Source organism: Pseudoalteromonas luteoviolacea (genome assembly GCF_021654285.1).
GTDB lineage: Bacteria > Pseudomonadota > Gammaproteobacteria > Enterobacterales > Alteromonadaceae > Pseudoalteromonas > Pseudoalteromonas luteoviolacea_J.
In genome coordinates, this window is record NZ_JAKFZS010000015.1 from 75,910 (window position 1) to 88,770 (window position 12,861).

Consider the following 12,861-nt stretch of genomic DNA (forward strand, 5'->3'; position numbering starts at 1 on the left):
TACGTTTAAGTATAGAGACTTAAGTGGCATTTATGCTTTTAATACAGCGCTTGTATGTGATGTGTATAGGATTAACACGGGTTATTAAGCCTTTTGTCCAGGGTGCCCTTTGTATTTTTTTGTTGTGTGCTGTTTTTGTTACGGCGGCAAACCCTGTCTTTACGGATACCTCTCAAGTTATGAGGCGATTTGACTATGAGTCAGGCCTCAGTCAAGTTACCATCATGGCACTTACTGAAGATCAGCTGGGTTACATATGGATTGGTACTCAGGCTGGGCTTAATCGTTTTGACGGCCATGAATTTAAACAATTTAGCAGTACGCAACAAAACCCAAACGAGCTAGCTGGTTCGTTTGTGACAGGGTTGTGTCATAGTGGGGAAACAGTTTGGATAGGCACGAGTACAGGGCTCAGTGCATATCATACAGTGACAGGACGTTTTCAAAGTTTTTTAGAGGAAAATTACCGAGCTATTACTTCAGACAGAGTAAAAACACTTAATTGCAGTGGTAATTACATTTCGGTCACCACTGAAAATCATGCTTTTTATCTTATCGACAAAGTGACACTAGAGCCGGTTGCGCTAGATTTAGCCGGCCGTTTTCCTAGCCATGCGATTGCCTACAATAATCAAGTCTTTTATATCACGGAAAGCGGCTTCAGTACGCTTAATCTGCAGTCTAAGAAAAGTGATTTGCTGCTCGCAGGAGAGTTTAAGTATCTGGCCTTGCGCGGAGAACGCGTTTTTCTGATCACCAAAGAAAATCAATTGCTCAGTTATGACACATTATATGAGCGTGTTCTATGGGAGATCTCAGTCGGTGCCGGAGCTGGGCTTGAATTGAACAATTTGCACATATCAACAGGGAAATTATTCGTTGGCAGTAATTATGGTGTTTATTTATACGACTTAAATGGTAATTTTAAAAAGCACTGGTTTAAGCATGAAGGTCAGGGACTTGGCTTACAAGACAACAGCATCATGTCTGTACTGGTCGACAGTAATCAAGATCTATGGTTTGGTACTGAGACAGGTGGGTTACATTTCATTAGCCAATTAAGTGAGAACTTCGGTCATATCAGTGCTTTTAACTATCCTCATAGCCCATTGCCTGAGCCTGATATTAGAAATTTTGCATTAGATAGGTTTGATAGACTTTGGCTGGCAACCTCTTCAGGCTTGTATTTTTTCGATGGAACAGGATTTAAAGAGGGGCATCTAGTTTTCCCTAATCTCTCGGTTGTTGAGAGTGCGTTTATAACTAAGTTGTATATTCGCGACCAATATATGTGGATTGCAACACGTGGATTGGGGATTTATCGGTTTAACTTAGATGACGGAACATTATTGAATATTATTCCCGATGTCGGTAAAGGCCCTGAGTTGAGTTTTAATGACATCATTGAGTTTCAAGGTCGAATTTTGGTGAGCTCGCGCTCAATGGGTTTGTTATTTTTTAACGAATCATCAAACAAGTTAGAGCCATTTTTAAACATGGAGAATGCGCCCAGCCACGTTTCATCACTACTGCCTCAAGGTAATGCGATTATATTTGGCAGTATCGGTGATGGGCTTTTCAAATATGAGGAGGGCAGCTTAATACAACTTACTATTGCAGATGCTTTGGCTTCTGATATCGTATTTATGTTGCAAGCTGATAGTTTTGGTCGGATCTGGGCTGGAAGTGAAACGGGCATTTCTGTTATTGATAATACGTTTTCTGTGGTTAGAACCATTAAAAGACAGGACGGGATAGCAAATAGCGCAATTTGGGCCCTTTTGTATGACGAGCAAGATCATATTTGGCTAGGCACGAGTGGTGGTTTGTCACGGATCAATATTCATGATTTTAAAATTGATAATTTCTTACCTGTAGATGGCGTACAAGGCAATGAGTTTAATTATAATGCGAGCTGGCTAGCACCAGACGGACGAGTATTCATTGGCGGGTCAAATGGGTTTAATCAATTTCATCCTGAGCAAATAACCATATCTCCGATAATTAGGCCACTATTGACTTCTAATATAGAGTTATTGGGCAAAACATTACACCCGTCGATAAATAAAGAATTAAAATTAGCACCCGAGCTCACCACTTTCCTCGAACTTGAATATGACCAAGATATTGTGTCGTTGCATTACTCAAGTTTGGATTATGGCTCTGAAGGACTTAGGTTTTACTATCGCATCATTGGACTCAGTGAGCAGTGGCTTAAGCTTGCTGACGGGGTTAGGCAAATTAATTTGCTCAAGTTGAACCCAGGCAATTATCAAGTTCAGGCTTATACAATTAATCGTTTTAATCAAACATCTCCTGTTCATCATTTTGATATAAAAATTAATGCGCCGTGGTGGTGGAGTAACCTGACTAAAACACTTTATTTCATTCTTTTATCACTTCTTCTTGTTATGTGGTTTAGGCAGCGACAAAAGCGATTCTTACAGGTTGTTAATGATAATAAAATAATGAATGAATTGCAGGAGCGTTTAGAGCTTTCTTTGTGGGCCAGTCAGGATGAAATGTGGGATTGGCATATTGATACAGACAAAATTTATCGTCACAGTGTTAAACCCCGAATTGAATATGGACACTGCAAGTCAGAGATGTCCGTTCATGATGCTGTGCAGTTTATACATCCAAAAGATTACATTGCTTGGGAAGAAAAACTCGAAGCTTGTCTTGAAGGTGAGCAAGATACGTATGAGATTGCAATTAGAGTTAAAACGATTGATGAACAATGGACATGGGTATTGGAGCGAGGCAAGGTTGTTAGCAGAGACAGTCATGGCAAGGTTAAACGGCTGGCCGGTGCGTTAAAAGACATCGCTGAGCTCAAAGCACACCAGAATGCACTTCAGGCTTTAAATGAAGATTTAGAAATTAAAGTTGCGGTGCGCACTGATGAACTTTATCAAAAGAACCAGAAGCTAGAGCAGGCGATGATTGAGCTCAAAAGAACGCAGCAAGAGCTTATTGAGAGTGAAAAGATGGCCTCACTTGGTAATGTTGTTGCTGGTATTGCCCATGAGATTAATACTCCACTTGGTATTTCGATTACGGCAATTTCGTATAACCAAGAAAGCTTGCAACAAGTCGCGACTAAATTAAAAAATCAGACGCTTAAGCAGTCTGATTTAGAGCAGTCTATTGAAGAGCAACAAGAGGGCTACTTATTGATGAGCCGTAACCTTGACCGAGCCAAAGAGTTAATTAGCAACTTTAAGCAAGTTGCGGTTGATCACTCCAGTGAAGTCCAACGAGAGATAAACGTAAAATGTTATGTTGAGGATGTATTTAAGTCTTTAAGCCCTTTGGCAAATGGCAAGCAAATAACTTTGGATATCGAAGGAGATGAGGAGGTGAATGTAGATACTTATCCCGGCGCTTTATATCAAATCCTAACCAATTTATATAACAACTCGATATTACATGGCTTTGAAGGCAAAGACTCTGGTGGGGTGAGTGTAATAGTCCATCAAATAGACGGCTATTGGTCGTTGGTTTATAAAGACGATGGTGTGGGAATGAGCGCGGGTAACTTACAAACAATGTTCGACCCATTTGTTACCACTAAACGCAGTCAAGGGGGGTGTGGTTTAGGTATGCATATTGTTTATAACTTAGTCACACAGTTACTTAAAGGAGAGATATCAGCTTGGTCAAAACCTAATAAAGGCCTAGAGGTGAAGTTGAAAGTGCCAGCAGCACGTATGAATGAAAAAAAAACAGGCTCTAATTAATGCTAGCCCATGTTAAATCATATTTTATACAGGGCTAGAGTTAATATATTTTAAAGGATTAATTTATATAGGTAGATATATTACGAGTGATATTGTTTTGATTTAGTTTCCAAGTCTCGACCATTCGAGTTGTACCGCCTGTATTTCTACAGATTATTTGTGCTGATATTGTTGCTGTTCTTGCATCATAATAGGTAGGCTCATCAAAAGAGATAATATCATTTATAAAACCATCACTGTGCCATGGCCCTAGTTTTAATGGTGCGTCACTTTCAATACTTGAAGCTGTACAAAAACCAGTCTCTTCGCTGTTATCAATGTTTAAAGTAGCTTGATAGCGTACATCCTGATAAAAACCCGGATAAAGATGATCGCCATCTTGCCAGTGAGATGCTGTCATTTTGCTTTTTAATTTGATTTTAGGTGCTGGGGCAATGTTATGCCTTAATCGTACTGATAAATTTGAGTTATCGATGCACTGCACCTCAATATACTTTTCTTTGTGTTCGTGGCCACGTTCAAGTTGAGCGGTTAAAATGCTTCCATTTATTTGCACATCAGCGAGATGAGTATGCGTGTACTTTTCGAAAATTTCGGCGTGATGGCAGGGGAGTTCGTTACCTGGATATGGAGCATAAACACGGATGTCGTATGCAGAGCTCGACTGGGTCACCATTACATTCAGTGCAGTTTGGTTATAATAAGTGACTCTACCGGGCGTGCCATCAGTATCGTGTATGATTGATGATGCTAAAGCAGATGTATTTATTATGATCGCCAAAGGTAATACTCGATTAATTCTCATTTTACATTCCTTTTTACATGTTGTGAGAATTTACTTTAGCGTGCACATGATATTATTTAAAGGGGTAGGTAGTATTTGTTGATGTGTTATTATACTTTCAAAAGTATTTAAACAATTAAAATAATTAAGTATAAAGGGTATAAATTAGAGTGTGTTTATTCTGAATTTTGTCGCAAAAGGCGTTAGATTTAAATAGAAATCAGCCTAAAATGAAGGCATGAAATAAAGCTTCATGCCCTCAATGAATTGTATTACATTACACGCATACCTGGCTCAGAACCTTCGTCAGGGTTTAAGATATAAATTTCTTTACCACCTGGACCTGCGGCTAAAACCATGCCTTCAGACATACCGAAGCGCATCTTACGTGGCTTAAGGTTTGCTACCATCACAGTTAACTTGCCTTCAATGTCTTCTGGTGCATAGGCTGACTTGATACCAGCGAATACTTGACGCGTTTCACCACCTAAATCTAACGTCAATTTAAGTAGTTTTTCTGCTCCTTCAACATGCTCAGCTTTGGCGATTTTAGCGACACGTAAGTCAACTTTAGCAAAGTCATTGAATTCAATTTCGTCTGCGATTGGCTCTTTAGCTAGCGGGCTATTTGGATCTATAGCTGGTTTAGCTGCTTCTAAGCTTTCTTTAGATGCGTCTACCATTGCATTTACCTTATCTAAATCAACACGCTGCATTAACGCTTTAAACTTATTAATTTCATGGCCAACTAATGGCTTAGAGACTGTTTCCCAAGTAAGTTCTGTTGCAAGGAATTGCTCGACGTTTGCACTCATGCCAGGTAATACTGGTTTTAAGTAAGTCAGGATAATCTTGAACATATTCAAACCAAGTGAACATACCTGATGTGCGCGCTCATGAGTCGCTTCGTCTTTGATTAATACCCAAGGAGCTTCAGCATCAATGAACTGGTTTGCTTTGTCAGCAAGCGTCATGATCTCGCGAATAGCACGGCTATATTCACGATTCTCAAAATGGCTTGCAATGGTATCAGAAACAGCACTGAACTCTGCTAAAAGCGCTTCGTCCATGATATTGTCGTTTAACTTACCAGCAAACTTCTTAGTAATAAATCCAGCGCAGCGACTTGCAATGTTCACAACTTTACCGACAAGGTCAGAGTTTACACGTTGTGCGAAATCTTCTAAGTTCAAGTCTAAGTCAGTGATACCGCTGTTTAGCTTCGCAGCGTAGTAATAACGCAAGTACTCAGGGTCTAAATGCTCAAGATAAGTACGCGCTTTGATAAAGGTACCTTTCGACTTAGACATCTTGGCACCGTTTACAGTAACGAACCCGTGGGCAAATACGTTGGTCGGCTTTCTAAATTCTGCGCCCTCTAGCATTGCAGGCCAAAATAGGCTGTGGAAGTAAATGATGTCTTTTCCGATAAAGTGATATAGCTCCGCGTCTGAGTTTTTGCCCCAGAATGCGTCAAAGTCGATACCACTCTTGTCACATAAGTTTTTAAAGCTTGCCATGTAACCAATCGGTGCATCTAGCCACACGTAGAAGTATTTGCCTGGCGCGCCTGGAATTTCAAAACCAAAATAAGGTGCATCACGGCTGATATCCCATTGCTGAAGACCTTCAGCAAACCACTCTTCCAGCTTGTTTGCCATTTCGGCTTGTAAACTACCAGAGTGTAGCCACTCTTTTAGCATGCCTTCAAAAGCAGGCAGATCAAAGAAGTAGTGTTCTGAGTCTTTTAAAACGGGCGTTGCACCAGACATTGCTGAGCGAGGGTCTTTTAGTTCTGTTGGACTGTATGTTGCGCCACAGGCATCACAGCTATCACCGTTTTGATCTACTGCATCACATGTAGGGCAGGTACCAGTTACGAATCTATCTGGTAAAAAGATATTTTTCTCTGGGTCAAACAACTGCGAAATAGTACGCTTTTTGATGTGGCCCTTATCATTTAGTCGAGTATAGATAAGTTCACTAAGAGCTTTGTTCTCATCGCTATGTGTGCTGTGGTAATTGTCAAAAACAATATTGAAATCAGCAAAGTCACGCTGTCTTTCAATACTGACATTCTTAACCATTTCTTCAGGTGTGATACCTTGCTTTTGCGCGTTCAGCATGATCGGAGTACCGTGTGCATCGTCAGCACAAACATAGTATGCCTCATGGCCACGCATTTTTTGGAAGCGTGACCAAATATCAGTCTGAATGTATTCAAGTAAGTGCCCTAAATGAGTTGGGCCATTTGCATATGGTAATGCACTTGTGATGAGAATTTTTCTCTTTGTCATAGTTTTCCCAAGGTTAATTAGCCGCATCGGCTAACGCCAGTGTCACTTTGTATTCAATTTGACGGTTAAATTAAATACAAATATTCTGACCAACTGGATTATGCCCAAATAACGCGATTTTGACTGGTCTTAATTTATCGAATGTTACATAATTCCTGCGTTCTTTTCATCACCTGATGGCGTTTTATTTGTATGTTTGGCATCAAGAAGTTTTTTAGTAAAGAAGATCCACAGCAAACTGAGATTATGAAGCTATTAAATAGCTATCGCAGTGCGATTTTTCCGATCGGGGTCCAAAGTGAGTGGATCTCTTCAATTGAGAAAAGTAAGTCGCAATATCGTGTATTAATTACGCTTCCTTTTGCTGCGTCCACTCAACAAAAGCAGCTTGAGCAATATCTACATAAAAATAAAATAGAAGAAGTCGCTATTGCCATCGAAACCAGTATTCCTGCTACATACAAATTTAAGAAAATAAAGCATATTGTGCTTATTGCTTCCGGTAAAGGCGGAGTGGGTAAATCAACAACCGCAGTAAACCTAGCATTAGCACTCGAACAAGAAGGGGCAAAAGTAGGATTACTTGATGCAGATATTTATGGACCTTCTATTCCATCATTATTGGGTTTGGTTGGTGAGCAACCTACTGCGAAAGATGATAAAACACTGAACCCAATGCAAAAATATGGATTAAATACAATGTCTATTGGTTACTTGGTACCAGCCGAAAATGCAACGGTATGGAGAGGGCCAATGGCGTCGCAGGCATTAAGTCAGTTGCTTAATGAAACCGACTGGGGTGAGTTGGATTACCTTATTGTTGATATGCCTCCAGGAACAGGTGATATTCAGCTTACTATGACGCAAAAGTTACCAGCCAGTGGTGCGGTCATTGTCACAACGCCACAAGACTTAGCGCTAGCAGATGCACAAAAAGGCATTGCCATGTTTGCGCAAGTTAATTTGCCCATAATAGGGCTTGTTGAAAATATGAGTTACTTTAACTGTCAGCACTGTGGTGAGAAAAACGCGCTTTTTGGCGCTGATGGCGGCAGTGAGTTAGCGGCGCGTCACGGTGTGCCTTTATTGGCTGAGATCCCACTAGATATTAAAATTAGAGAAGAGTCAGAAAAAGGGGAAAACTTAATTTCTCAAGGCACTAAGGTGGCTGATCATTATGTTTATTGTGCACAGCTTTTGAGTAGTATGCTGCACCTGCAATCAGCTGAGACATCAGCTGTCGAAATTACTTTTTCTGACGACTAATTGTCTATTTTATATGATGTTGGGGATTTTATTTCTCTTGAGTACTGGTAATTGTGTTGTTAGTCATCATACTTATACATGTGGTTTTTAGGGGTGTCTGGTTGAATTGACATTAAAGTTGACATGTTTGTGATGGCCTAGGCTATAGGCAATCGAAATCACTTACTCAAGGAGGTGGGTATGTGGTTGTATGTTAAGAACATAGCTTTGTTTTGCATGCTTTTGATTTGTAGCTATGGCTCGTTTGCATCTCAAAATTATATCATTGAGCAAGTTTCAGATACATCAAACCAATTGACCATAGATTCTATCATTGATCGTTCAGCGAGCTTTACTCAAACTAAGGGAGAAATTCGCTTTGTTAAAGGTGAGACACTTTGGATAAAAGTCGCGAGTGTCAGTGAGCTAGCTAACGAGTCGTTAGTTGTTTTAGGTTCCATTGAGGGAACTCTCAAGTTGTATCAGGTTGCTAGCGGTAAGGTGGCAGCATATAAGTTTGTTTCACCAGAGCTAGCGCATCTTGCGCCAAACCTTCACATATTGCCTTCCATCACATTATCAGCCGACAATCAGAGCTATGATGTCTATATTAAAGTGCAAGCGAAATATAGTGGCATGTTATCTTTATCTGTGATGTCGTTGGAACAGTATAGAGAGGCACTTAATTCGCGGTTGTTTATTGCTGGTGTTAGCAGTGGTATCCATTATTTCATAGCTTTTTTTGTGTTGTTGATGGCGATAAGTCAGTCACGAAAAGGGCTAGCGGTTTTAGCCGCTTATTTTGTCTGTGTTAGCATCCAAACAGGCGCATATAATGGGGCCAACAACTTAATTTTCCCAAGTGAATTGGCAAGCTATTTTGCAGTGTATCAAAGCCAAATATATCTACTTTCTTTGATTTTTGCGATACTTTTTCTGAATTATTTTGTCGTGGTTAAACGCTGTGACCCCAAATATACCAGACTCGTCAGTGCGTCTATTTGGGCACTTGCTGGGTTAGCTGTTTTGATATCTCCCTTAAATGCGCAGCACTCTCTTGTCTTCCACCTACTCGGTAGCTTGATCTGTTTCTTATTGTATATTTTGGTATTACAAAATCAGTTTTATGAACATAAGCGTGAGGTAGTGGCGATTGTTATTGCTTGGTTGCCTATTTTTATCTTTAAAATGTATGTTGTTATGAATCAATTTGGAATGTATGTGTCGATTGATCCATCTGTACTCAACCAGGTATTTATCACGCTACATGTTGTTTTACTTGCGGCATACCTGTACTGGCATGATAAAAATAAGAAAAAACAACTATTGTTCTACGCCACGCATGACAAAGATACAGGCGCCCCTAATCGCTATATGTTGCAGCAGAGTTTAGACGGCTTAGGTAAAAGTCAAAAAGATCATACATTGCTTCTTTTTCGTCCTCTGGTTTTGCAAACCATTCGATTAAATATGGGCTGGAGCTATGCTAACGCTCACCTAAAAAAGTTACTGATGAAAGTGGGTGAGCAGTTAAATACTTATGGTAACACTGTCATTGCAGGACATGATAATGTGCATACAGCGATTTATCGACTAGATGATTCATTGTTCGCAATTGTGTTACTCGGGAAGTTTGAACTTAGCCAAGTAGAGCAGTTTGTTTGTGTTTTATCTGCTAGCTTTGAGGAAGGTGTTGATTTTGGAGGCGATTTATTGGTAGATCAACTTGAAATAGGGGTGGCGAGCAATCCAATTCATGCCACAAATGCCGACTCATTAATACAGTGTGCAATGCAGGCAATGGCTGCAAAGCCCGCAGGGACTCACAAGTGGCAGCTATTTGACTTTGGCAATTCAATCGTCTCTCAAAGGCGCATAAAAATTGCTTCCGCGCTAAAGGTGGCTATTGAGCGAGAGCAGCTTAGTCTATACCTTCAACCTCAGCTTCGTCTTGGAACTGGTCGTGTATACGGTGCAGAAGCATTATTAAGGTGGCATCACCCAGAGCTAGGTGTTGTGCCGCCCAGTGAGTTCATTCCTGTTGCTGAGTCTTCGGGTATTATCTACGAACTCACTGAATGGGTGATCGAAACCGGATTAAAGCAGCAAGCTGAGCTTGTTCAATTGTTACCTGATCATACCTTATCTCTGAATATCTCAGGTAAAGATGTAGGTCGTAAAGAGCTAACGGTGCAACTTATTGAGTTAGTGAATCAATATACCTTAGTACCGACACAAATTGTCTTGGAGGTGACTGAGTCAGCGACAGTGGAGAATGAAAACACGTTGTTTGATACTTTAGGTGATTATCGAAGCATAGGGCTGAGAGTAGCGATAGATGATTTTGGTACTGGTTATTCATCACTGGCTTATTTAAGTCAGCTTGGATTTGATAAATTGAAAATAGATAAACGCTTTGTTATGGACGTAGAAAGTTCGAGGACCAATCAAACAATTTGTAAAGCCACTTGTGATATGGCGCACAGTTTAGGATCAGTTGTTGTTGCTGAGGGAATTGAAAGTGAGCAAAGCTATCGTCAGTTGCAACAGTATCAGTGCGATATTGGGCAAGGATATTTTATTTCAAGGCCACTACCTTTTGAAGATTACAAAAAATGGCTGCATAGAATGATTGAGGTTGAGGACGTTATTCATTACCTCACATCTTAAGTGTTACTTACAGACATAGTTTCAAGGCAGTTGGAGATTAAGTTGCCGAGTGTCATAAAGTCAATGGGCTTTGGCAGCATATCCGTCATTCCCACCTCAGATAGGTGTCTTTTGCTGAGCTCATCCGTGTTTGCTGTCATAGCGATAATGGTAGCATGATGTGGAAGGAGTTTACGGTCAAAAATAATTTTTGCAGCTGTGAGTCCATCCATAACCGGCATCATACTGTCCATGAATATGATGTCGTACTTATTCTGTTCACAGTGTTTTATCGCAATCTCACCATTGCTTGCAGTATGCGGGGAAATATTAAATTTATTTAAAAATGCTTTCATCACTTTTAGATTAATCAGGTTGTCTTCCACAACGAGCACATTCAAGCTAGATGCGTCAAAACTATGCTGTTTTAGTGGTTTTTCAATAGCGGGTTTAGGCACTAATTTTAACGGGATAAATACACTAAATTGGCTGCCTTTTTGCAAAGCGCTGGTAATATTAATTGTGCCTTGCATGAGATCTATCAGCTCTTTAACAATGGACATACCAAGCCCAGTTCCGCCAAAATAACTACCTATTTCGTTTTCCCCTTGTTTAAATGGTTCAAATAAATACTGGATGCTTGTGGGTGACATGCCTATACCTGTGTCATTCACATCAATAAAAAGATTGACGCCATCAGCGCGAGATTGAGAATAGACTTTGAGGCTCACGCTGCCATATTCCGTAAATTTGACGGCGTTACTAATAAGATTAGTGATAATTTGAGTGAGTCTCAGTGGATCACATGTTACCCAGCATGTTTTAGGTAGTTTGATGTCAGAGCAAAAATCAATGCCTTTGTTGCTTGCCAGCTGTTTATATAATTCTACAAGGTCATCGATTAAGGGAGGGATGTTGCAATCTTGATGAGTTAAAGAAAGGCCTTCTTGAGATATTTTTGAAAAGTCTAAAATTTCGTTTACCAGACCAGTTAAAATGTCTGTGCTGCGTAGCGCCAGTTGAAGGTGTTCTGTAATCTTATTTTTATCCGTTTCATCCATGGCGCTTAACAGCATGCCATTGATCCCGTTTAATGGGGTTCTCATTTCATGGCTTATTTTCGCCAAAAGTAAGCTGCGCTCATTTAGCAATTTCTCGGCGTCTAATTTTTGTTGTTGTAGGTTATTTCTTAGTTCGACATCTTTGGTAATGTTTTGTATTGAACCAATTAGATACATTTCCCCATCTTGATCAATGATTCTTTCCCCGTGACATGACACCCAAATTTCTTGGTTTAGTTTGGTTGTGACTTGTAATTCTAATTCCCATGACAAGCCGTTATTCAAGGCATTATCAATGGCTCTGGAAAATGCTTTGCGATACGAACCTTTGCTGATGAGTGCAAACCATTCACTGAGTGATAGTGTCGAGTTTAACTCTAGTTGGTGGATCCGCTTAGCTTCATCGCTCCAAAATACTTGATTAGAAGATATATCAATTCGCCAACTGCCCATTGACGCAACTTGTTCCATTTTTGCGAGCGTTTTGTAGTTTATCTTGAATTTGCTTTCAGACTCCATTCTTGCCAGTTCGCACCCTAGCCACTGAGCAAATAACTCTACATAGTCAATGTGCTCTGCTGTAAAAGGGTTACTGACCTTAGCCGCAGAGAAGTTTATAGTTCCAAATGTCTGATTTGCAATGCGTATCGGTGCACCGATGTAGGATTCTAATTGGAAGTTTTGATAGCAAGGATGAGAAGCAATGTTGCTCGAACCTGCATGGTGAAATGACAGCGCTTTTTTGGCTTTTAAAGTGTGAGTACAGTATGTGCCTGCTAAGTCAAATTGGCAGTTTGGTGTGAGTGAAGGGCTATCTGACTCGACATACAAAATGGTGTATTTATCATCTATAACCTGACTGACAATTGCTATTTCTAGGTCAAAAACGTCGAGTCCAAACCGCAGTAATGATTGGATTTTTTCCTCGGTGCTCAACTCTTGTTTTGATACAATATTATGAAATTGCCTTAAAAAACTCACCAAGTTAAATCCTTTTGAACTAGTTCAAATTACACTGAAATAGATTAAATCTAAAAGCTGTCGTTAGATGAATAATATATTAATATTTTTAATAATCAATT

Annotated in this window: 6 protein-coding genes; 3 read left to right on the forward strand and 3 right to left on the reverse strand. The window is 40.0% G+C overall.

Annotation, left to right across the window (positions count from 1 at the left end):
• Window positions 1-32: 32 nt before the first annotated feature.
• On the forward strand, window positions 33-3,743 hold the full coding sequence (locus L1077_RS15365; protein WP_237137709.1) for a sensor histidine kinase: 3,711 nt from the start codon (window positions 33-35) through the stop codon (window positions 3,741-3,743).
• A 58-nt stretch (window positions 3,744-3,801) separates the two neighbouring features.
• On the opposite strand, the gene L1077_RS15370 is transcribed toward L1077_RS15365, so the two are convergent.
• Together L1077_RS15370 and metG are read right to left on the reverse strand one after the other, a co-directional pair.
• Window positions 3,802-4,548: a hypothetical protein gene (locus L1077_RS15370; protein WP_237137711.1), complete on the reverse strand. Its 747-nt coding sequence runs from the start codon at window positions 4,546-4,548 to the stop codon at window positions 3,802-3,804.
• Between the two features lie 251 nt (window positions 4,549-4,799).
• Window positions 4,800-6,824, reverse strand: a complete 2,025-nt coding sequence (gene metG / locus L1077_RS15375; RefSeq protein ID WP_237137713.1) for a methionine--tRNA ligase — start codon at window positions 6,822-6,824, stop codon at window positions 4,800-4,802.
• Window positions 6,825-7,016: 192 nt separating this feature from the next.
• Here metG and apbC point away from each other — a divergent pair, with 192 nt between their 5' ends.
• Both apbC and L1077_RS15385 read left to right on the forward strand, forming a co-directional pair.
• Complete coding sequence (gene apbC / locus L1077_RS15380; RefSeq protein ID WP_237137715.1) at window positions 7,017-8,090, forward strand: iron-sulfur cluster carrier protein ApbC; 1,074 nt, start codon at window positions 7,017-7,019, stop codon at window positions 8,088-8,090.
• Window positions 8,091-8,270: 180 nt separating this feature from the next.
• Complete coding sequence (locus L1077_RS15385) at window positions 8,271-10,739, forward strand: EAL domain-containing protein (RefSeq protein WP_237137717.1); 2,469 nt, start codon at window positions 8,271-8,273, stop codon at window positions 10,737-10,739.
• On the opposite strand, the gene L1077_RS15390 is transcribed toward L1077_RS15385, so the two are convergent.
• On the reverse strand, window positions 10,736-12,760 hold the full coding sequence (locus L1077_RS15390) for a hybrid sensor histidine kinase/response regulator (protein ID WP_237137719.1): 2,025 nt from the start codon (window positions 12,758-12,760) through the stop codon (window positions 10,736-10,738). The two genes, L1077_RS15385 and L1077_RS15390, sit on opposite strands and share 4 nt — an antisense overlap.
• Window positions 12,761-12,861: the final 101 nt, after the last annotated feature.

Excerpts from the sequence above, each read along its gene's own strand:
- L1077_RS15365 (WP_237137709.1), top strand. The coding sequence starts at position 33 with ATGCTTTTAATACAGCGCTTGTATGTGATGTGTATAGGATTAACACGG.
- L1077_RS15370 (WP_237137711.1), bottom strand. The coding sequence starts at position 4,548 with ATGAGAATTAATCGAGTATTACCTTTGGCGATCATAATAAATACATCT.
- metG (WP_237137713.1), bottom strand. The coding sequence starts at position 6,824 with ATGACAAAGAGAAAAATTCTCATCACAAGTGCATTACCATATGCAAAT.
- apbC (WP_237137715.1), top strand. The coding sequence starts at position 7,017 with ATGTTTGGCATCAAGAAGTTTTTTAGTAAAGAAGATCCACAGCAAACT.
- L1077_RS15385 (WP_237137717.1), top strand. The coding sequence starts at position 8,271 with ATGTGGTTGTATGTTAAGAACATAGCTTTGTTTTGCATGCTTTTGATT.